At 55.3% G+C, this 19,706-nt stretch carries 22 protein-coding genes; 16 read left to right on the plus strand and 6 right to left on the minus strand.

Annotation, left to right across the window (positions count from 1 at the left end):
* Positions 1-61: 61 nt before the first annotated feature.
* Complete coding sequence (gene hemB, locus K2184_RS19825) at positions 62-1,036, minus strand: porphobilinogen synthase (RefSeq protein ID WP_004099358.1); 975 nt, start codon at positions 1,034-1,036, stop codon at positions 62-64.
* A gap of 106 nt (positions 1,037-1,142) precedes the next feature.
* Positions 1,143-2,303 (minus strand): D-alanyl-D-alanine-carboxypeptidase/endopeptidase AmpH, encoded by a 1,161-nt coding sequence (gene ampH, locus K2184_RS19830; protein WP_016808633.1) that lies wholly within the window; start codon positions 2,301-2,303, stop codon positions 1,143-1,145.
* 221 nt (positions 2,304-2,524) lie between these two features.
* Between ampH and K2184_RS19835 the strand changes: the two genes are divergently transcribed.
* The 3 genes from K2184_RS19835 (at position 2,525) to K2184_RS19845 (ending at position 5,500) form a co-directional block, all read left to right on the plus strand.
* Entirely contained in the window at positions 2,525-3,037 is a 513-nt protein-coding gene (locus K2184_RS19835) for an isochorismatase family protein (RefSeq protein ID WP_163525690.1), read from the plus strand.
* A gap of 117 nt (positions 3,038-3,154) precedes the next feature.
* Complete coding sequence (gene sbmA / locus K2184_RS19840; protein WP_004099371.1) at positions 3,155-4,375, plus strand: peptide antibiotic transporter SbmA; 1,221 nt, start codon at positions 3,155-3,157, stop codon at positions 4,373-4,375.
* 18 nt (positions 4,376-4,393) lie between these two features.
* The gene (locus tag K2184_RS19845; RefSeq protein WP_004099373.1) at positions 4,394-5,500 is read left to right on the plus strand and encodes a DUF1615 domain-containing protein; all 1,107 of its coding nucleotides are present in this window, start codon (positions 4,394-4,396) and stop codon (positions 5,498-5,500) included.
* Here the strand turns inward: K2184_RS19845 and K2184_RS19850 are convergent.
* Positions 5,497-5,799 carry a DUF2755 family protein gene (locus K2184_RS19850; protein WP_004099375.1) on the minus strand — a complete coding sequence of 101 codons (303 nt, stop codon included), beginning with the start codon at positions 5,797-5,799 and terminating at the stop codon, positions 5,497-5,499. The genes K2184_RS19845 and K2184_RS19850 overlap by 4 nt on opposite strands.
* 256 nt (positions 5,800-6,055) lie before the next feature.
* Here K2184_RS19850 and K2184_RS19855 point away from each other — a divergent pair, with 256 nt between their 5' ends.
* Entirely contained in the window at positions 6,056-6,259 is a 204-nt protein-coding gene (locus tag K2184_RS19855; RefSeq protein ID WP_004132489.1) for a DUF2754 family protein, read from the plus strand.
* 158 nt (positions 6,260-6,417) lie between these two features.
* Here K2184_RS19855 and ddlA read toward each other — a convergent pair whose 3' ends face one another.
* On the minus strand, positions 6,418-7,515 hold the full coding sequence (ddlA, locus tag K2184_RS19860; protein WP_004110961.1) for a D-alanine--D-alanine ligase: 1,098 nt from the start codon (positions 7,513-7,515) through the stop codon (positions 6,418-6,420).
* A gap of 101 nt (positions 7,516-7,616) precedes the next feature.
* On the opposite strand from ddlA, the gene K2184_RS19865 reads away from it, so the two are divergent.
* From K2184_RS19865 to psiF, 8 genes are all read left to right on the plus strand, one after another.
* Positions 7,617-8,300: an extensin-like domain-containing protein gene (locus tag K2184_RS19865; RefSeq protein WP_004099380.1), complete on the plus strand. Its 684-nt coding sequence runs from the start codon at positions 7,617-7,619 to the stop codon at positions 8,298-8,300.
* Positions 8,301-8,469: 169 nt separating this feature from the next.
* The gene (locus K2184_RS19870; protein WP_004099381.1) at positions 8,470-9,669 is read left to right on the plus strand and encodes a multidrug efflux MFS transporter; all 1,200 of its coding nucleotides are present in this window, start codon (positions 8,470-8,472) and stop codon (positions 9,667-9,669) included.
* Between the two features lie 183 nt (positions 9,670-9,852).
* Positions 9,853-10,617 carry a gluconate 5-dehydrogenase gene (idnO, locus tag K2184_RS19875; protein WP_004099382.1) on the plus strand — a complete coding sequence of 255 codons (765 nt, stop codon included), beginning with the start codon at positions 9,853-9,855 and terminating at the stop codon, positions 10,615-10,617.
* A gap of 96 nt (positions 10,618-10,713) precedes the next feature.
* Entirely contained in the window at positions 10,714-12,003 is a 1,290-nt protein-coding gene (locus K2184_RS19880) for an MFS transporter (RefSeq protein WP_032727869.1), read from the plus strand.
* Positions 12,004-12,069: 66 nt separating this feature from the next.
* On the plus strand, positions 12,070-13,062 hold the full coding sequence (gene idnR / locus K2184_RS19885) for a DNA-binding transcriptional regulator IdnR (RefSeq protein WP_004110964.1): 993 nt from the start codon (positions 12,070-12,072) through the stop codon (positions 13,060-13,062).
* 229 nt (positions 13,063-13,291) lie between these two features.
* The gene (gene iraP, locus K2184_RS19890) at positions 13,292-13,552 is read left to right on the plus strand and encodes an anti-adapter protein IraP (protein WP_004099385.1); all 261 of its coding nucleotides are present in this window, start codon (positions 13,292-13,294) and stop codon (positions 13,550-13,552) included.
* Positions 13,553-13,640: 88 nt separating this feature from the next.
* Complete coding sequence (gene phoA, locus K2184_RS19895; protein WP_024273826.1) at positions 13,641-15,071, plus strand: alkaline phosphatase; 1,431 nt, start codon at positions 13,641-13,643, stop codon at positions 15,069-15,071.
* Positions 15,072-15,161: 90 nt separating this feature from the next.
* Positions 15,162-15,482: a phosphate starvation-inducible protein PsiF gene (gene psiF, locus K2184_RS19900; RefSeq protein WP_004099387.1), complete on the plus strand. Its 321-nt coding sequence runs from the start codon at positions 15,162-15,164 to the stop codon at positions 15,480-15,482.
* A 46-nt stretch (positions 15,483-15,528) separates the two neighbouring features.
* Here psiF and proC read toward each other — a convergent pair whose 3' ends face one another.
* Positions 15,529-16,338, minus strand: a complete 810-nt coding sequence (gene proC, locus K2184_RS19905) for a pyrroline-5-carboxylate reductase (RefSeq protein WP_004099389.1) — start codon at positions 16,336-16,338, stop codon at positions 15,529-15,531.
* A gap of 115 nt (positions 16,339-16,453) precedes the next feature.
* Here proC and K2184_RS19910 point away from each other — a divergent pair, with 115 nt between their 5' ends.
* On the plus strand, positions 16,454-16,912 hold the full coding sequence (locus K2184_RS19910) for a YaiI/YqxD family protein (protein WP_004099390.1): 459 nt from the start codon (positions 16,454-16,456) through the stop codon (positions 16,910-16,912).
* On the opposite strand, the gene K2184_RS19915 is transcribed toward K2184_RS19910, so the two are convergent.
* On the minus strand, positions 16,909-17,607 hold the full coding sequence (locus K2184_RS19915; RefSeq protein ID WP_004099391.1) for a DUF2076 domain-containing protein: 699 nt from the start codon (positions 17,605-17,607) through the stop codon (positions 16,909-16,911). The two genes, K2184_RS19910 and K2184_RS19915, sit on opposite strands and share 4 nt — an antisense overlap.
* A gap of 334 nt (positions 17,608-17,941) precedes the next feature.
* Here K2184_RS19915 and aroL point away from each other — a divergent pair, with 334 nt between their 5' ends.
* From aroL to K2184_RS19930, 3 genes are all read left to right on the plus strand, one after another.
* Positions 17,942-18,469, plus strand: coding sequence for a shikimate kinase AroL (gene aroL, locus K2184_RS19920; RefSeq protein ID WP_004099392.1), 528 nt, complete (start codon positions 17,942-17,944; stop codon positions 18,467-18,469).
* 71 nt (positions 18,470-18,540) lie between these two features.
* On the plus strand, positions 18,541-18,732 hold the full coding sequence (locus tag K2184_RS19925; RefSeq protein WP_070557159.1) for a YaiA family protein: 192 nt from the start codon (positions 18,541-18,543) through the stop codon (positions 18,730-18,732).
* A 254-nt stretch (positions 18,733-18,986) separates the two neighbouring features.
* The gene (locus tag K2184_RS19930; protein ID WP_168217105.1) at positions 18,987-19,667 is read left to right on the plus strand and encodes an AroM family protein; all 681 of its coding nucleotides are present in this window, start codon (positions 18,987-18,989) and stop codon (positions 19,665-19,667) included.
* Positions 19,668-19,706 lie beyond the last annotated feature (39 nt).

Consider the following 19,706-nt stretch of genomic DNA (forward strand, 5'->3'; position numbering starts at 1 on the left):
GATAGCTGTGAGCCTGTAGCCCGGTCGTACAGCCGCCACCGGGGAGGCAGTAATAGCCGAATTAACGCAGGATTTTCTTTTCGGCCAGATCGAGGGCGAAATAGCTGAAGATCAGATCTGCGCCGGCGCGCTTGATTGCGCCGAGACTTTCCAGCACCACTTTCTCTTCATCGATAGCGCCAGCCTGGGCGGCGAACTTAATCATCGCGTATTCACCGCTCACCTGGTACGCGCCGATCGGCAGGTTGGTGCGCTCGCGCAGATCGCGCAGGATATCAAGATAGGGACCCGCCGGTTTGACCATCAGGCAGTCGGCGCCCTGGGCTTCGTCCAGCAGCGATTCACGAATCGCTTCGCGGCGATTCATCGGGCTCATCTGATAGGTTTTACGATCGCCTTTCAGCGCGGTACCTGCGGCTTCGCGGAACGGGCCATAGAACGATGAAGCGAATTTGGTGGAGTAGGACATAATCGCCGTATCAGTAAATCCGGCGGCGTCCAGCGCCTGGCGAATAGCCTGCACCTGGCCATCCATCGCGGCGGAAGGCGCGATAAAATCCGCGCCTGCGGCAGCGGCGACCACCGCCTGCTTGCCGAGATTCTCAAGAGTTTTGTCGTTATCCACGCCGTGATCGCACAGCACGCCGCAGTGGCCGTGGGAGGTGTATTCGCAGAAACAGGTGTCGGACATGACGATCATCTCCGGCACCGCCTCTTTACAGATGCGGGACATGCGCGCCACCAGGCCGTTTTCGTTCCAGGTATCGCTGCCAACGGCATCGGTGTGATGGGAAATGCCGAAGGTCATCACCGAACGGATGCCGGCGTTGGCAATGCGCTCGATTTCGCGCGCCAGGTGTTTTTCCGGAATACGCATCACGCCGGGCATGGCTTCAATGGCCGTGTAATCGTCGATTTCTTCTTCAACAAAGATCGGCAACACCAGGTCGTTCAAACTCAGTGTTGTCTCTTCAAACATGGCACGTAGCGAAGCGGACTTGCGCAGGCGGCGTGGGCGAGTGATTAAATCTGTCATGGTTTGCCTGATTTTGTGAAATGAAAAAAGTGAGTTTACCTCAATTGGCGGCGGGATGTTTCGCCAAAACGATCCTTATCAATCGTCGGCAAAACATCCCCACAGGTTACTGGCTGGCGGTCTCAATCCCGGTGCGGACGCCGCTTAATTCACTGACCAGCTCGTTGATCCCGTCGCTCATGTTGTTGAAACGCGTCAATGAAGAACGGGTGACCACCACGAAGGCGCCGACGTTGGCCTGCGGGTTCATCGCCATGTAGGTAATAAAGCCGCCGCCGCCGCCGGTCTTCTGAATAATGCCCGGCTGGCCGTTTTTCGGCTTCATGTAGACCCAGCCGAGGCCCAGCGCATCGGCTTTACCCGGCACGTCCATACCGATCACCTTCGTCAGCTGGCTGCGTTGATAAATCAGCGTTTGCATCCGGTCCGCCTGCTGCCCACGGGCGAAGAAATCGGAAGAGAGGAACTGCTGCATCCAGCGCATCATATCGCCCGGCGTGGAATAGACGCCGCCGCTGCCGATAGCCGCCAGCGTATTGTTGCACGGGCTGGCTCCTTTCTCGGGAATCATCAGGCGCCGGCACTGATCCGGCGAAGGCGTAAAGGTGGTGTCTTTCATCCCCAGCGGACGGGTGATCTGCTCTTCAAACAGCTGCGGATAAGGCTTGCCTGCAGCGGTAGAGAGCGCATCGGCGAGTAAATCGAATGCCAGATTGGAGTAGGCGGCCTGGGTGCCGGGAGCGGTTTTCAGCGTTGCGGTGGATAACCAGTTCCAGCGCTGCTGGCGAGTTGGCCAGACAAATACCGGCCGGTGCGCCGCGCCGCCGGGCTGCTCGCGCGGCAGGGCGCTGGTATGGGTCGCCAGATTCACCAGCGTGATAGGCGCCCCCTGGTAAGTCGGCACCCGCGCACCCGGCGGAGCATATTTGCTTAGCGGATCGTTGAGCTTAACCACGCCCTGATCGAGAAGTTTGACCAGCATTTCGCTGGTCATCAATTTGCTGATAGAGGCAATGCGGATCACCGAATCGAGCTGCGGGTGCTCATTATTGCCCGGGCGCGTCTCGCCGAAGCTGCGGAATACGCGCTGGTTTCCGTCGATAACCACCAGCGCCATACCGACTGCGCCGCTGCCGTAGTAGATATGGTTAGCGTAACGATCGACCACATCAGCGGCGAATTCCGGGTCGACGCTCGGCTGTGCGGCCTGGACCGATGTCAACGACGCCGCGCACAGCGCAGCAAAAATGAGCAGACTACGTTTCAACGGGAGCATCCATCATGATGAAGAAAAAAGATAGAGCGTATTTATACTACGAAGCGCCGCCGTGCAAAGCGCTAATAGCACGATTCTGTGCGGAAAAACGTAACCTGGCGTAAAAAATCCTTTTTTTGCTTTCGGATAGCGGCATTCACCTGCGGGCGCGTATGATGATCGTTTTGGCTAAAGAGGGGGGGCAAGAGAAGATGGCGGCGAAACGGGTAGTGATGGTAGTGGATATGCAAAACGGCGTTTTCGCGACGCCGCGAGTTGAGCGCGAGCGCTGCGCGGCGCAAATTAACCGCCTGATTAACGCTGCGGACACCGTAATTTTCATTCAGCACTGCGAAGCGGGCGGCCTCGAAGAGGGGAGCGAAGGTTTTGCTTTGCTCCCCGAGCTGATCCAACCCGCAGGCTCCCTGTATGTGACTAAGACCGCCTGCGACGCCTTTTACCATACCCGTCTGGAAGAGGTGCTGCGCGAACATCACATCACGCAGTTTGTGATTTGCGGCTGCGCCACCGACTACTGCGTGGATACCACCATCAAAAACGGCGCCAGCCGGGGCTACGCGATTACTGTCGCGGAAGATGCCCACACTACCGCCAACCGTCCAGCGGCGCCGGCCGTCACGCTGATCGCCCACTACAACGATGTGTGGCGTTCACTGACCGTTCCCGGCAATCCTTTACAGGTGAAACCGACAGAAACAATTCTTAGCGGATGGCAGGCGAACTAAGCTGCTGATATCCGGTCTCATCATCCGCCCACTTTGCTTCGCTGCGACGGCTTTGCGGCGGGCGCTTTTGTGGTACACAGCACAGCAAAACGAAAAAGAAGTTAGCAGGAGAGCAAGATGTTTAAATCCTTTTTCCCCAAACCGGGGCCGTTTTTTATTTCTGCCTTTATCTGGTCGCTGCTGGCGGTGATCTTTTGGCAGGCGGGCGGCGGCGACTGGCTGCTGCGGGTCACCGGCGCATCGCAGGATGTGGCGATTAGCGCGGCGCGCTTCTGGTCCCTCAACTACCTGGTGTTCTACGCCTTCTACATATTCTGCGTGGGCGTTTTCGCCCTTTTCTGGTTTATTTACAGCCCGCACCGCTGGCAGTACTGGTCGATCCTCGGTACCTCGCTGATTATTTTCGTTACCTGGTTTCTGGTCGAGGTTGGGGTGGCCATTAACGCCTGGTATGCTCCGTTCTACGATCTTATCCAGGCCGCGCTGGCAACGCCGCATAAGGTCAGCATTAACCAGTTCTATCATGAAATTGGCATCTTCCTCGGCATTGCGCTAATCGCAGTGGTGATCGGCGTGATGAACAACTTCTTCGTCAGCCACTACGTCTTCCGCTGGCGTACCGCGATGAACGAACACTATATGGCGCACTGGCAGCATTTGCGCCATATCGAAGGCGCCGCGCAGCGCGTGCAGGAAGATACCATGCGCTTTGCTTCCACGCTGGAGAGCATGGGCGTCAGCTTCCTTAACGCGGTGATGACCCTTATCGCCTTCCTGCCGGTGCTGGTAACGCTCTCCGCGCACGTCCCGGATTTACCGATTGTCGGTCATCTGCCTTACGGCCTGGTGATTGCCGCCATCGTCTGGTCGTTAATGGGTACCGGCCTGCTGGCGGTCGTTGGGATCAAGCTGCCCGGCCTGGAGTTCAAAAACCAGCGCGTTGAGGCCGCCTATCGTAAAGAGCTGGTTTACGGCGAAGATGACGCTAACCGCGCGACGCCGCCGACGGTGCGTGAACTCTTTGGCGCCGTGCGCCGCAACTATTTCCGCCTCTATTTCCACTATATGTATTTCAATATCGCCCGTATTCTTTATCTGCAGGTGGATAACGTTTTCGGTTTGTTCCTGCTGTTTCCGTCGATTGTTGCCGGTACGATTACGCTGGGCCTGATGACTCAGATAACCAACGTCTTTGGCCAGGTTCGCGGTTCGTTCCAGTACCTGATCAGCTCATGGACTACACTGGTTGAGCTGATGTCTATCTACAAACGTCTGCGCAGCTTCGAGCGCGAGCTGGATGGCAAAGAGCTGCAGACCGTGACGCAAACATTAAGTTAATCAACGCAAGGATGAACCATGCCGGTAGCGCAATCCAGAATCACTTCTCTCACCCTGACGCTACTGGCAGGGATTGTCCTCAGCGCCTGCTCCAGCAAACCGGAGCCGGAGCTGAAAAAGGGCGAAAAGGCGATTGATGTCGCCGCGGTAGTGCGGCAGAAAATGCCCGCCAGCGTGAAGGATCGCGAAGCCTGGGCGCAGGCCATCGCCAAAACCTTTGCCAGTCAGAAGCTGGCGCCGACGGAAGAGAACGTCTGTTCGGTGCTGGCGGTGGCGCAGCAGGAATCCAACTATCAATCTGACCCGGCGGTGCCGGGGCTGAATAAAATCGCCTGGCAGGAGATAGACCGCCGGGCGGAAAAAATGCACATCCCGGTTTTTCTGGTACATACCGCGCTGAAAATCAAATCACCCAACGGCAAAAGCTATAGCGAACGTCTGGATAGCGTGAAAACCGAAAAGCAGCTGAGCGCGATTTTCGATGATTTTATCGGCATGGTGCCGATGGGACAGAAGCTGTTCGGCTCGTTGAACCCGGTACATACCGGCGGCCCGATGCAGGTCAGCATTGCTTTCGCCGAGCAGCACACCGACGGCTATCCGTGGAAAATCGACGGTACCGTGCGCCAGGAGGTGTTCAGCCTGCGCGGCGGTCTGTGGTTTGGCACCTATCATCTGCTGAACTATCCGGCGAACTACAGCGTACCGCTGTACCGTTTTGCTGATTTTAACGCCGGATGGTACGCCAGCCGCAATGCCGCCTTCCAGAATGCCGTCTCTAAAGCAACGGGCGTGAAGCTGGCGCTGGATGGCGACTTAATTCGCTACGACAGCGACGAGGCGGGAACCACCGAACTGGCGGTGCGCCGCTTATCCTCCCAGCTGGCGATGAGCGACGACGAGATCCATCGTCAGTTAAAGAAAGGCGACACGCTGGCGTTTGAAGAGAGCGATCTTTATAAACAGGTATTTCGCATCGCCGATAAGAAAGCCGGTAAAACGCTTCCGCGGGAAGTCCTGCCGGGTATACAGCTTGAGAGCCCCAAAATCACCCGTAATCTGACCACCGCCTGGTTTGCCAAACGCGTTGACGACCGACGGGCCAGCTGTATGGCGCGCCGCTAACGGCGGCTGCGCCAGCGAAAAATCAGCCCTGATATGCCAATTAACAGGCTGGCCGCCACGAAGGGAATCAGGCCAAACAGGGTGCCGACCAGCAGGCCAATTTCGACCCGGGGGCGGCTACTGTCCTGCATCTGAATCAAGTGCTCAAGAACGCCCGGCGCGTGGATTAGCATGCTCAGCATTTGCGCGCCGGCCCAGAAGCAAAACAGCACAAACAGAGCATAGGCGATGTTGCTGCTGGTAATAGCGCTCCTCTTTTTGCCGCCGTTGACGGTCTTTGCAAAGGTGAACTCAGCCATATTGACCTCCGGACTTCGCTTTCTTGCCGATTTTTTACTTCGGCTACATACGAGTCATTCTGGCAACCCCGGGGGGATTCCAGTATCAGATTGCTGGTAATTTCCGCCCAGGAATATTCCTGATTTCATCGGCTTGTGAGTTTGCTACAAATTTGTGAAATTTAGACCGCTATCGCAATGTGCGACAATTCTCCACGCGGCTGCAGACCGGCGGTGATGGCTATGCGAAGATGCTTTTTTTGTTGTCGGAGTGGTTATGAAACTCACTGAAAAAATCCGCCGCGACTGGCACTACTATGCGGTTGCCCTGGGGTTAATTTTTATTATGAATGGCGTAGTCGGGCTGTTGGGGTATGAAACCGAAGGCTGGCGTTCTTACGCGGTTGGGCTGGTGACGTGGGTGATTAGCTTCTGGATCGCCGGTTTTATTATTCGCCGCCGCCCGGCAGAGGAAGCGTAAGGCGGAGGCGGTGAACCCGTAGCCCGGGCAGGCGCTTGCGCCGCCCCCGGGGAGATAACCTGAAGCCGTGTTGGATGTGGTTTCCCGGAGGCGATGCTGCGCATCTGTCCGGGCTACCGGCCCGGTAAGGCACCAGCCGCCACCGGGCGATACCTTGATTAATTCATCGATGTTTTCAGCGCCCGATCGGCGGCGTGACGCTCCAGCGCCAGTTCAATCAGGCGGCTAATCAGGCTGGTGTAATCCAGGCCGCTGGCCTGCCATAGCTTCGGATACATGCTGATGTTGGTGAAACCCGGCAGCGTATTGATTTCGTTAATCACCACGTCGTTATCGGCGGTCAGGAACACATCGACGCGCGCCATGCCGCTGCAGCCGAGGGTCTGATAGGCACGAACGGCGATCTCGCGAATTTTATCGTTTACATCGCTGTCGATGGCCGCCGGAACCACCACTTTCGCGCCCTGATCGTCAATGTACTTGGTGTCATAGGCGTAGAATTCGCTGTTGAGGACGATTTCACCGCAGGTGCTGGCCTCGGGATTATCGTTGCCCAATACCGCGCACTCGATCTCACGCCCTTTAATCCCCTGTTCAACCACCACTTTATGGTCAAATTCGAAGGCCAGGGCGACGGCCTGCTGATACTGTTCTTCGCTGTTGACCTTGCTGACGCCCACCGAGGAGCCCTGGTTCGCCGGTTTAACAAACAGCGGCAGGCCCAGCTTCGCCTGCACCTCGGCAAAGCTTACCTGATTCCTGTTAGCGCGGGTCAGGGTAATAAAAGGGGCAATCGACAGCCCGGCATCGCGCAGCAGACGTTTGGTGACGTCTTTGTCCATGCAGGCGGCGGAGCCGAGGACGTCGGAGCCGACGAAGGGCAGGTTAGCCATCCGCAGCATACCCTGCAGAGAACCATCTTCGCCAAGAGTGCCGTGAACGATCGGGAAGATGACGTCGATGGCCGCCAGCGGCTGGCCGCTATCAGCGTTAATCAGCTGCTGCGCCTCGCGTCCGGGAATCTGCGCCAGCGTAATATCGGACGGGCGCAGGGCAATATGGGCAGGATCCTGCGGATTGAGCAGATAGTTACTGGCGTCGTTAATATGCCATTGCCCCTGCTTATCAATCCCCAGCAAAACTACGTCGAAGCGCGTTTTATCGATCGCTTCCACGATATTTTTCGCTGACTGAAGCGACACTTCATGTTCTGCCGACTTACCGCCGAAAACGATCCCAACCCTCATCTTAGCCATTTCAACTTCCATCATGATTACATCAAAGGGCATAACATAGCATGTGAAAGAGCCCCCTGGCTGCCATAATATTCACCGGGTAAAGCATTGGGAGGCGGCGCGTGAAAGGAAAAGGTCTTATCGTTCTGTTGGCGCTGCTGGCGGCCGGATATTACGGCTATCGTTATCTTCCCGCACAGTACAATCCATTCGCGCCGCTGCGCCTGGAAGACCCCCCGGGACTCCTCAGCCACTATAAACTGCGGCGATTAACGCCCGCCGAGTGCGCTGGCCTGCTTGAGGAGGCCAACCGGCGGAAGCTCATTTCCAGCCAGCCGGTGGCCGATAGCGGAGGAGCGTGTCCTCTGCAGAATGTGGTTCGGGTGCGTGATTTTGGCACGGTGAAGCTCAGCAGCAGCTTTCTTGCCAGTTGTCCGCTGGCGTTGAGCAGCGCGCTATATCTGCAACAGCAGGCGAAACCGCTGACTCGCCGGATGCTGGGGCAAGAGCTCCGCCAGATTGACCATTTTGGCAGCTATGCCTGCCGTAATATTTACCATCGCCAGAACGCGCGGCGTAGTGAGCATGCTACCGCGGAGGCGCTGGATGTCAGCGGCTTTCGTCTGTCCGATGGCCGACGCGTCAGCGTGCTGAAAGGGTGGCCCGATGCGCAGTATCACCCTTGGCTGCAGGCGTTACTGGCCGGCGGTTGCCGCTATTACGGCAACGCTTTAGGGCCGGACTATAACGCGGCCCATGCCAACCATTTTCACTTCGGGATGCGCGGCCAGGGTTTCTGTTTCTAAGCATAACTCACTGTACACCACGATTTTCACCACGAAATCATTCGCAACAGGGCTATATGGTGTCATAAAACACTAAACTCACCTCTGGCGCATCTCTGGTAGTACGGCGGATCGGGGAAATTGCTAAGCTAGGTAATAATTGCCAAAAAATTAATGAATACGCGTAGTTATGGAATCCTGGAAGGTTAATCTTATCTCCGTCTGGTTTGGCTGTTTTTTTACCGGACTGGCTATCAGCCAAATTCTCCCCTTTTTGCCGCTGTACGTTTCTCAACTCGGCGTAACCTCGCACGAAGCGTTATCCATGTGGTCTGGGCTGACCTTCAGCGTCACCTTTCTGGTGTCAGCGATCGTCTCGCCGATGTGGGGCAGCCTGGCCGACCGCAAAGGGCGCAAGCTAATGCTGCTGCGCGCCTCGCTGGGGATGGCCATCGCCATTTTACTCCAGGCCTTTGCCACCAACGTCTGGCAACTGTTTATCCTGCGTGCGGTGATGGGGCTGACCTCCGGCTATATTCCTAACGCTATGGCGCTGGTGGCGTCTCAGGTTCCGCGCGAGCGTAGCGGCTGGGCGCTGAGTACACTTTCAACGGCGCAAATCAGCGGCGTGATCGGTGGGCCGCTGCTCGGCGGTTTCCTGGCTGACCATGTCGGTTTGCGCGCGGTCTTTATCATCACTGCTGTTTTACTGACCGTGAGTTTCCTGGTGACGCTGTTTCTGATCAAAGAGGGCGTCCGCCCGCAGATGAGTAAAGCGGAGCGGCTGAGCGGTAAGGCGGTGTTTGCCTCGCTGCCTTATCCGGGTCTGGTAATCAGCCTGTTTTTCACCACCCTGGTGATCCAACTGTGCAATGGTTCAATTGGCCCGATTCTGGCGCTCTTTATTAAGTCGATGGCGCCGGATAGCAATAACATCGCCTTTCTTGCCGGCATGATCGCCGCCGTACCGGGCGTGTCGGCGCTGATTTCGGCTCCCCGTCTGGGGAAACTGGGCGACAGGATCGGCACCTCGCGGATCCTGCTGGCGACGCTATGCTGCGCGGTGGTGATGTTCTTTGCCATGTCGTTCGTCACAACCCCATTCCAGCTTGGTGTGCTGCGTTTTCTGCTCGGTTTTGCCGATGGGGCAATGCTGCCGGCGGTGCAAACGCTTCTGCTGAAATACTGCAGCGACAGCGTGACCGGGCGGATTTTTGGTTATAACCAGTCGTTTATGTATCTTGGCAACGTAGCCGGTCCGTTAATCGGCGCATCGGTCTCGGCCATGGCCGGCTTCCGCTGGGTGTTTATCGCGACGGCGGTTATTGTCCTGATCAATATCTGGCAGCTGGCCATCATGCTGCGTCGCAGCCGTCGTACAACGGCTTAATCCCTTCCCTTCTCTTCTCCTTCGCCGGTATTGACATCACAGCGTCAATGCCGGTCGCCGACCGCCTTCAGCTTCAAATGTATTACCGATCACAAAACGATCATTTTCTCCTCTCATCCTCTTCTATTATTAACTGTTACGCGTATACAGTTACGCGTAACAGTTATCTAAAAAAGAGGTTTTATGCGAAATTTATTCGATTTGACAGGGAAGCGCGCGCTGATCACCGGGTCTGCTCAGGGGATAGGCAATTTGCTGGCCGGCGGCCTTGCGGAGTATGGGGCAGAAATCATCATCAACGATCGGACTCAGGCTCGTGCGGACCAGGCGGCGCAGGCGCTGGTGGCGCAGGGCTTCCGCGCGGTAGGGTACGCATTTGATGTCACTCAGGCGACGCAGGTCGAGCAGGCGATAGCCCGCATCGAAGCGGAGGTCGGCGCCATTGATATTTTAATTAACAACGCCGGGATTCAACGACGTTTCCCTTTTACCGAGTTTCCGGAGGAGGAGTGGGATAACGTTATTGAGGTCAACCAGAAGGGCGTTTTCCTGGTTTCGCAGCAGGTGGCGAAATATATGATCGGCCGCCGCGCCGGGAAGATAATTAATATTTGCTCAATGCAGAGCGAGCTGGGGCGTAAAACCATTACGCCTTATGCGGCCTCGAAAGGGGCAGTTAAAATGCTGACCCGCGGCATGTGCGTTGAGCTGGCGGAATACAATATTCAGGTTAACGGTATCGCACCGGGATATTTTGCCACCGAGATGACCACCGCCCTGGTCAACGATGAGGCATTTTCCGCCTGGCTGTATCAGCGCACCCCGGCGGCACGCTGGGGCAAACCGGAAGAACTGATTGGCGCCGCGGTGTATCTGGCTTCTTCAGCGGCAAACTTTGTTAACGGTCATTTGTTATTCGTGGATGGCGGGATGCTTGCCGCCGTCTGAATCACTTCACGTCCTTCGAACCGCATGCGCGCACGCACTGCCTGAAGGACGGATTATTAAACCCGTGTGATGGTATTCAACACCTGAGGATGGCTTATGCAAATGCTCGCGAAATTACCCGTGCGTCGCTGGTGGTATTTAATGCCGATTATATTTATTACCTATAGTCTGGCCTACCTTGACCGCGCAAATTATGGTTTTGCCGCTGCGGCGGGAATTGAAAGTGATTTAGGGATTACGAAAGGAACGGCATCGCTTATTGGCGCACTATTTTTTCTCGGCTATTTCTTTTTCCAGGTGCCCGGTGCGATATATGCGGTAAAACGCAGCGTGCGAAAAATGATTTTCTTCAGTCTTATTTTATGGGGATTTTGCGCGGCGGCGACCGGGTTCGTCAGCAATATTCCGATGCTGATGGCGATTCGCTTTACGCTGGGCGTGGTCGAGGCGGCGGTGATGCCAGCAATGCTGATTTATATCAGTAACTGGTTTACCAAAACCGAACGTTCACGCGCCAATACTTTCCTGATCCTCGGAAATCCGGTGACGGTGCTGTGGATGTCGATCGTTTCGGGCTACCTCATTCAGGCGTGGGGCTGGCGCGAGATGTTTATTATCGAAGGCATTCCGGCGGTGCTGTGGGCGGTATGCTGGTGGATTCTGGTGCGCGATAAACCGTCCGAGGTTTCCTGGCTGAGTGAGCAGGAAAAAGAGACCCTGCAGAAGGTGATGGACAGCGAGCAGAGTCATATCAAGCCAGTGCGCAACTACGGTGAAGCGCTGCGCTCGCGCAATGTCATTATGCTCTGCGCGGTCCATGCGCTGTGGAGCATCGGTGTGTACGGCTTCATGATGTGGATGCCGTCAATTCTGAAAAACGCCGCGCAGATGGATATCGTGGCTGTGGGCTGGCTGGCGGCGGTGCCGTACCTGGCGGCAATCATCCTGATGCTGACGGTCTCCTGGCTGTCGGATAAGTTTCAGAATCGAAAGCTGTTTATTTGGCCATTATTACTGATTGCCGCTATCGCTTTCTTTGGTTCGTGGATGGTGGGCAACCAGGCGTTCTGGCTCTCTTACCTGCTGCTGGTGATTGCCGCGGCGTGCATGTACGCGCCCTATGGCCCGTTCTTCGCGCTCATTCCTGAACTGTTGCCGCGTAACGTCTCCGGGGTATCGATGGGCCTGATCAACAGCTTCGGCGCGCTCGGCGCTTTCCTTGGCGCGTGGCTGGTGGGGTATCTGAACGGTATTACCGGCGGACCGGGGGTATCCTATACCTTTATGGCTATCGCGCTGTTGTCCTCCGTCGTGCTGATGTACAACGTGCGCGCTAACCCACAACCCGCCACCTCCTCGGTGACGGCAAAAAAGGTCGCCGGTTAACATAAACCGCCGCTGCTGTGGTAAGGTTCTCTGCAAGGACATAAGTCGTTTGTCGTAGAGAACCTGATGAAAAACAACCGGATGACATTGCAGGATATCGCCAACCTGGCGGGGTTGAATAAAATGACGGTCAGTCGTTATTTACGCGACCCCGGTCAGGTTTCCCAGCGCAGCCGTGAGCTGATTTCGAAGGTCATGGAAGAGAACAACTATATTCCTAATCGGGCGCCGGAAATCCTGCTTAATGCCCGCAGCAAAACGATTGGCGTGCTCATTCCCTCTTTTCGCAATCAGATTTTTGCCGATGTGCTGGCCGGAATCGAATCCGTCACTTCCGCTCACCAGTACCAGACCCTGATTGCCAACTACGAATACGATCCGCAGCGTGAAGAGCGCGAGGTGCTTAACCTGCTCTCTTATAACATTGACGGGCTGATTTTGACCGGAAAACAGCATAGCGATCGCATGGTGCAATACGTCCGCGCCAGCGGTATTCCTGTTGCTGAACTGATGGATTTTGGCGGTCAGCAACTGGATATCCAGGTAGGTTTCGATAACGAAAAGGCGGCGTGGGACATGACGAACGCCTTTCTTGAGAGCGGTAAACGGGCGATCGCCTTTTTTGGTTCAATGGACGATCCCCGCGATTTAAGCCGCTTTCACGGAACCGAACTGGCGCTGGCGGCCCACGGTTTGAAGCCCTATCATATGGCGCCGCGCACCATCTCCTCGGTTGCGCTTGGCCGGCAGATGTTTCTGCAAATGCAGCAGGTGCGGCCGGATATCGATGCGATCTTTTGTACCAACGACGATCTGGCGGTAGGCGTGCTGCTGGAGTGCCAGGCTCAGGGAAAAAACGTCCCGCAGGAGATGGCGATTGCCGGTTTTCACGGGCTGGAAATTGGCCGCGCCCGGTTGCAAAAAATCGCCAGCGTCATTACCCCACGTTATGAAATCGGTAAAACTGCGAGCGAAATACTTATTGCACGTCTGGCCGGAAAAGACGCGCCGGACAGCGTTAATCTGGCCTACCAGATATATTATGGCGATACGTTATAGTTATCGATAGAATAGCGATATTCCATTTTATTCTTATTTGTTAAATTTGGTTATGTCGCTTATTAATCCGTCATTGAGTCATTTCCTGGATGGCGGGGTGTAAAGAGCAAAACGTTTCGCTTGTTATTCATCGATGAGCCGATTCATTTTAAAAAAATAATTGTGGCAACCGACGGCTAATGTATGACATAAATAGCAGACTACGGACCTCGCATAAGGATAAAGCGCTGTGAAGAATCTCATTGCTGAGCTACTGGTAAAACTCGCCCAAAAGGAAGAAGAATCGAAGGAACTGACGGCCCAGGTCGAGGCGCTGGAAGTGGTGGTCACTGCTCTGCTGCGCCATATGGCGCAGGACGCCCAGCAGGCGCTCATCAGCGATATCGAGCAGGCGATCGACGAGGCCAGCCCCGGCCCGCTGGTCGATGACCGCGATACCCAGCTACTGCAGCAATATATAAAAAAGCTGTTACGGCATCCTCGTAGTTAGTTTCGTGACAAGGTATGGATGCTGTCATTTTACTGTCACATCGCTTTTATACAGTCTCCCTCGTTTTGTTTTTTAAAGTATTTTTTACATGGAGACGATAAAAGTGAAATTAAGCGCCCTGTTTATTGCCCTGCTACCTCTGCTGGGCTCCCCGATTATTCACGCAGAAACAACAACCGCACCGGTTCTGGAAAATCGCGCCGCCCAGGGCGATATCACCACGCCGGGCGGCGCGCGTCGTTTAAGCGGCGATCGGACCGAGGCGCTGCGCGCTTCGTTAATCAATAAACCAGCTAAAAATATTATTTTGCTGATTGGCGACGGGATGGGGGATTCTGAAATTACCGCCGCGCGAAATTATGCAGAAGGGGCGGGCGGATTTTTTAAAGGGATTGACGCGCTGCCGCTGACTGGCCAGTACACCCACTATTCGCTGGATAAGAAAACCGGCAAGCCGAATTATGTGACCGACTCCGCCGCTTCCGCTACCGCATGGACCACCGGCGTAAAAAGCTATAACGGCGCGCTGGGCGTCGATATCCATGAAAAAGATCATCAGACTATCCTTGAGCTGGCGAAAGCGGCGGGTTTAGCCACCGGTAACGTCTCAACGGCGGAACTGCAGGACGCGACGCCGGCTGCGCTGGTGGCGCACGTCACTTCGCGTAAATGCTACGGCCCGAGCGTGACCAGCGAAAAATGCGCCAGCAATGCGCTGGAAAAGGGCGGGAAAGGTTCCATTACCGAACAACTGCTGAACGCGCGTCCCGACGTGACGCTGGGCGGCGGAGCGAAAACCTTCGCTGAAAGCGCGACGGCCGGCGAATGGCAGGGCAAAACGCTGCACGAGCAGGCGGTGGCCCGCGGCTACCAGATCGTTACCGATGCCAGCTCATTGGCCGCCATTAGCCAGGCAAATCAGGATAAACCGCTGCTCGGTCTCTTCGCGGAAGGCAATATGCCGGTGCGTTGGGAAGGCCCAAAGGCGTCTTATCACGGCAATATCGATAAGGCGGCAGTAACCTGTACTCCGAACCCGAAACGCGATGCATCGGTGCCGACGCTGGCGCAGATGACTGAAAAAGCCATCGATCTGCTGAGCAGCAATGAGAAAGGCTTCTTCCTGCAGGTGGAAGGCGCTTCCATCGATAAACAGGATCATGCGGCGAATCCGTGCGGCCAGATTGGCGAGACCGTCGATCTGGATGAAGCGGTACAGAAGGCGCTGGAATTTGCCAAAAAAGAGGGCAACACCCTGGTTATCGTCACCGCCGACCACGCTCACGCCAGCCAGATTATCCCCGCCGATACCAAAGCGCCGGGCCTGACGCAGGCGCTGAACACCAAAGATGGCTCGGTGATGGTGATGAGCTACGGCAACTCTGAAGAAGAGTCGATGGAGCATACCGGTACTCAGCTGCGTATCGCCGCCTATGGCCCGCATGCGGCTAACGTGGTGGGCTTAACCGATCAGACCGACCTGTTTTACACCATGAAAGCCGCACTTAATCTGAAATAACCGGACGCCGGTGATGAATTTTCGTTACCGGCTGGTTTTTTCTCCATCAGCGACCAGACTTACAGTGTTCCACTCATAGAGGATGGTGCGATGAAAATAACATTACTTGTGACCCTACTTTTTGGCCTGGTATTTATGACAGCGGTGAGTGCCGCGGAAAAAGAGTTGACCCCCCAGCAGCAAAAGATGAGCGTCTGCAATAAAGAAGCATCAGCGAAGTCGCTAAAAGGGGATGAGCGTAAAACGTTTATGAGCAGCTGCCTGAAGAAAGAGGGCGCGGCCCAGGACGGTAAGGGGTTAACGCCTCAGCAGCTAAAAATGCGCGAGTGCAACGGTCAGGCGACCCAGCAGTCGCTGAAAGGTGACGATCGCAGCAAATTTATGAGCGCGTGCCTGAAAAAACAGGTGTAGAAAATGAGCGGGTGAGGGATACCCCACCCGCTGTCCGATGTGGATATCAGGAACGGCTCAGCTGCTCTGATTTTTCCATGCATTTCGCCATGGCTTCGATAACGGCGGAACGGAAACCCTTCTCTTCCAGCACGCGCACGGCCTCGATCGTCGTGCCGCCCGGCGAGCACACCATATCCTTCAGCGCGCCCGGATGTTCCCCGCTTTCGAGCACCATTTTGGCCGAGCCCATCACCGCCTGGGCTGCGAATTTATATGCCTGAGCGCGCGGCATTCCGCCGAGTACGGCGGCATCAGCCATTGCTTCGATAAACATAAAGACGTAAGCCGGCGCGGAGCCGCTGACGCCTACCACCGGGTGGATCATCGGCTCAGCAATAATTTCCGCCTGGCCAAAGCAACGGAAGATGGTCAGGATATCCGCGGTCTCTTCGGCGCTAACCAGCGCGTTTGGCGTAACCGACGTCATGCCCGCATTAACCAGCGAAGGCGTATTGGGCATCGCGCGGACTATTTTACGATCGTGGCCCAGAGCGCGCGCCAGCTGGTCGAGGGTGACGCCAGCGGCAATGGAAACCACCAGAGAGTCTTTATTCAGGCTGGAGGCAACGTCGCTGAGAACTTTCACCATCACGCCCGGCTTAACGGCGCCAAAGATAATATCCGCTACCTGAGCCACTTCCTGCGCGCTTTGCGCCGCATTTATGCCGTACTGGTCGTGCAGGGCCGCCACTTTATCCGGCGACGGGGTGTAGACCCAGATTTGTCCCGGCTGAACCTGTCCGCTGGCGATCAGGCCGCCGAGAATGGCCTTGCCCATGTTGCCGCAGCCGATAAAGCCGATTTTCTTCTCCATCACCAATCCCCTTGTTTGTTTTATCGTTAGCGACATAGCTTATCATCTTGTTGCTTTCGCGGAAGGCCAAAGCAGGCGACAATACGTTATCTCTTTTTCATCGACAGGAGCCGCAATGGCTATTTGGGTTGATGCGGACGCGTGTCCGAACGTCATTAAAGATATTTTGTTCCGCGCCGCCGAGCGTACGCAAATCTCGCTGACGCTGGTCGCTAACCAGCCGCTGCGCGTCCCGCCGTCGCGCTTTATTCGCACGCTGCGCGTGGCGCAGGGTTTTGACGTGGCGGATAACGAAATCGTACGTTTATGTGAACCGGGGGATCTGGTGATTACCGCCGATATCCCGCTGGCGGCGGAAGTGCTGGCGAAGGGTGGGGCGGCGCTGAACCCGCGCGGCGAACGCTACAGTGAGGCGACGATACGCGAACGCCTCACGATGCGCGATTTTATGGAAACGATGCGGGCCAGCGGCGTGCAGACCGGCGGCCCGGATAGCTTATCCCAGCGCGATCGACAGCAGTTTGCCGCCGCGCTGGAGAAATGGCTGCTGGACGTCAAGCGCCAGCAGGGTTAAACCCAGCTGTCGTCGTCGCTGCCGAAATCATCGTTGCCAAAACCGGCGTCGAAGTCGGCATCATAGTCGTTGTTGTCGGCAAGGAACTGACTGTCATCCTGGCGGAAGGTATCGTCAGCGACGCTATTGTCCTGCGCCTGGCTGAGATCCGGCTGCGGTTTCTCTTCGATGATATTAACGATCTCCTGCGGATGCGAGCCGCTAAACATATTGGTGAGCATGTTTCCCAGCACCACCCCGCCCGCAACGCCCGCCGCGGTTTGCAGCGCACCGGCCATAAAACCGCCGCCGCTGCGGGCGCCCTGAGGCGCATAGCTCTGCTGTTGCGTCTGCGGAGCATACTGAGGCTGGACGCTGGCCTGAGGGCGACCATACTGCTCGGCCCCAGGAATGGGATCGGAACCGCGAGACTGACCGCCGCCAAACAGACCAGAGAGAAAGCCACCGCTGCTCGGCTTCGCGGCCTGCAGCTGGCTGACCTGACTTTCCAGCGCCTGAATCCGCTCGTTGAGCTGCTTGATTGCCGCTTCCTGAATCAGAATCGTTTGCGCCATATAGTAAGGGGCGAACGGTTGTTCTTTAATGTGCCCGGCAATCCGCTCCTCGGCGCTGGAATCGCGCGATGCGCTGCGGCTCTCGGCCTCTTTTAACCGGGAAAACAGTCCATCGATAAGGCGTTGCTCTTCAGATTGCATACTACATACCTCTGTCATACTGATTGATTAGCCTCAGATTCGCTCCGAAGCACGGATGTTGTAAATATGTGGCTGCGTAAAGCTGTGCAGAAATGTGTTACTGTTTACGCCAGACTGCGAACAAAAAATAACTTTTGTACAAAAGTAAAGCTGGCATAACACCACATGCAATGATAAGTTTACATTTAAAGTCCTTTCTAATACTAAGGTGAAAGGGTTTGCAGATGGTGTGTAACGTTTATTTTACGGTTATCGTCGGGTAAGTTTGCGGTACCATTGTTTCTCTTTTCGCTTTCATTTATCCGCAAAACGCGGAACCAAGGGGTCTTCGGTAATGACACAGCTAATTTTTCTTGTCGGGCCTCGCGGCTGCGGTAAAACGACGATCGGTCATGCGCTGGCGGAAGCTCGCGGTTTCCAGTTCGCCGATACGGATCATGAGCTTCAGGAGCATGAACAACGCAGCGTGGCGACTATCGTTCAGCAGGAAGGCTGGGAACGCTTTCGCGCTCTGGAAACGCAGGCGCTGGAACGCGTCGCTCAACCCGCAACGATCATCGCTACCGGCGGCGGCATTATTCTCAGCGAATACAATCGTCAGTTTATGCGGGAAAATGGCGTCGTGATCTATCTTGAGGCCACGGTTTCTGCCCTGATTGGTCGTCTTGAAGCCTATCCGAAGGCGGAACAGCGCCCTACGCTGACCGGAAAGCCGATCCGCGATGAAGTGGGGGAGGTGCTGGCACAGAGGGAAGCGCTGTATCGGGCCGCCGCGCATCATATTATCAACGCGACCGTCCCGCCGGATGAAGTCGTTGAACAGATTATGACGACCGTCTGCGGTGAGACCTATACCAGTTAAGACTTTACCTGGGGTAAACGGATCGGCAGCGCCTATACTTTAAATCTCTTAAGGTAAAAAAAGGAAATGCTATGCCGACCAGACCTCCATATCCAAGGGAAGCGCGCGTTGTCGCCGTTGAGAAAGGCCCCGAGGGGCAAACGGTGACCTGGTATGAACTGCGCGCTGACCATCCGACGCCTAACTCGCTTATCAGTGAGCACCCTACAGAACAGGAAGCGCTGGACGCTAAACGGCGTTACGAAGATCCTGACAAGTCATAATTCCCCAATAAATGTCCGGGATTCGCTCTGAAAAAGTCGTAACCGGGCATATATCACATTTTTAATTAATTAACAGTACTAATGATTAACTAAGATACGGATTTTCAGGAGCGTTTTAAGCGCTTCTGGAATCTTTACATTCCATATTAGCCGTAACCTGCTACGCTTCACGACGGTTGATTTTGGTCACCAGGGGGCAGAAGTCGTAAATAGAAGCCTGTTTTGAAACAGCGGTTGTGACAAAGGTAAATGATATGAGTAGTGCATCGATGGCAATTTTGACCATTGGGGTGGTACCGGTGGCGGAGATGTTGCCGCTTTTAACTGAACATATCAGGGAAGATCAGATCAATCATATTAGCCTGTTAGGCAAAATGGCGCGCGAAGAGGTTATGCGCGATTACTGCGTGGAACCCGGCGATGAAGCGCTGTTAACCTTGCTCAATGATAATCAAATCGCGCAAGTCTCGCGGCAGAAAGTTGAACGTGATTTACATAGCGTCATTGCGATGCTCGATAAACAAAATTACGACCTTATTTTACTGATGAGTACCCATCCTTTTAGCGGATTTAAAGCAAATAATGCAATCCTGCTCGAGCCGCAAAGGATCATTCCGCCGCTGGTCGCGTCGATTGTTGACGGCCATCAGGTGGGAGTAATTGTTCCGGTGGAAGAGATGCTGCCGCTGCAGCGGGATAAATGGCAGGTGTTAACGCATACTCCTCTTTATGCTATCTGCAGTCCGGTTAACGGTAGTAAAGAACAGCTGCTGGCCGCGGGCAGGGAGTTGATTGAACAAGGCGCTGACGTATTAATGCTGGATTGTCTTTGTTACCACCAGCAGCATCGCGATATATTACAAAAAGCGCTGGATATTCCGGTTTTATTGTCAAATATACTGATTTCACGGCTGGCGGCAGAACTATTAGTTTAACCTGTTGTAACACGTTAATTTTACGTGACAGGGGCAAGG

This window comes from Klebsiella sp. K5-306, assembly GCF_051835185.1.
GTDB lineage: Bacteria > Pseudomonadota > Gammaproteobacteria > Enterobacterales > Enterobacteriaceae > Klebsiella > Klebsiella oxytoca.

What these genes read in the sequence shown, in the direction of transcription:
- hemB (WP_004099358.1), bottom strand. Translation starts at nt 1,036, where the DNA reads ATGACAGATTTAATCACTCGCCCACGCCGCCTGCGCAAGTCCGCTTCG.
- K2184_RS19835 (WP_163525690.1), top strand. Translation starts at nt 2,525, where the DNA reads ATGGTAGTGGATATGCAAAACGGCGTTTTCGCGACGCCGCGAGTTGAG.
- sbmA (WP_004099371.1), top strand. Translation starts at nt 3,155, where the DNA reads ATGTTTAAATCCTTTTTCCCCAAACCGGGGCCGTTTTTTATTTCTGCC.
- K2184_RS19845 (WP_004099373.1), top strand. Translation starts at nt 4,394, where the DNA reads ATGCCGGTAGCGCAATCCAGAATCACTTCTCTCACCCTGACGCTACTG.
- K2184_RS19850 (WP_004099375.1), bottom strand. Translation starts at nt 5,799, where the DNA reads ATGGCTGAGTTCACCTTTGCAAAGACCGTCAACGGCGGCAAAAAGAGG.
- K2184_RS19855 (WP_004132489.1), top strand. Translation starts at nt 6,056, where the DNA reads ATGAAACTCACTGAAAAAATCCGCCGCGACTGGCACTACTATGCGGTT.
- ddlA (WP_004110961.1), bottom strand. Translation starts at nt 7,515, where the DNA reads ATGGCTAAGATGAGGGTTGGGATCGTTTTCGGCGGTAAGTCGGCAGAA.
- K2184_RS19870 (WP_004099381.1), top strand. Translation starts at nt 8,470, where the DNA reads ATGGAATCCTGGAAGGTTAATCTTATCTCCGTCTGGTTTGGCTGTTTT.
- idnO (WP_004099382.1), top strand. Translation starts at nt 9,853, where the DNA reads ATGCGAAATTTATTCGATTTGACAGGGAAGCGCGCGCTGATCACCGGG.
- K2184_RS19880 (WP_032727869.1), top strand. Translation starts at nt 10,714, where the DNA reads ATGCAAATGCTCGCGAAATTACCCGTGCGTCGCTGGTGGTATTTAATG.
- idnR (WP_004110964.1), top strand. Translation starts at nt 12,070, where the DNA reads ATGAAAAACAACCGGATGACATTGCAGGATATCGCCAACCTGGCGGGG.
- phoA (WP_024273826.1), top strand. Translation starts at nt 13,641, where the DNA reads ATGGAGACGATAAAAGTGAAATTAAGCGCCCTGTTTATTGCCCTGCTA.
- psiF (WP_004099387.1), top strand. Translation starts at nt 15,162, where the DNA reads ATGAAAATAACATTACTTGTGACCCTACTTTTTGGCCTGGTATTTATG.
- proC (WP_004099389.1), bottom strand. Translation starts at nt 16,338, where the DNA reads ATGGAGAAGAAAATCGGCTTTATCGGCTGCGGCAACATGGGCAAGGCC.
- K2184_RS19910 (WP_004099390.1), top strand. Translation starts at nt 16,454, where the DNA reads ATGGCTATTTGGGTTGATGCGGACGCGTGTCCGAACGTCATTAAAGAT.
- K2184_RS19915 (WP_004099391.1), bottom strand. Translation starts at nt 17,607, where the DNA reads ATGCAATCTGAAGAGCAACGCCTTATCGATGGACTGTTTTCCCGGTTA.
- aroL (WP_004099392.1), top strand. Translation starts at nt 17,942, where the DNA reads ATGACACAGCTAATTTTTCTTGTCGGGCCTCGCGGCTGCGGTAAAACG.
- K2184_RS19925 (WP_070557159.1), top strand. Translation starts at nt 18,541, where the DNA reads ATGCCGACCAGACCTCCATATCCAAGGGAAGCGCGCGTTGTCGCCGTT.
- K2184_RS19930 (WP_168217105.1), top strand. Translation starts at nt 18,987, where the DNA reads ATGAGTAGTGCATCGATGGCAATTTTGACCATTGGGGTGGTACCGGTG.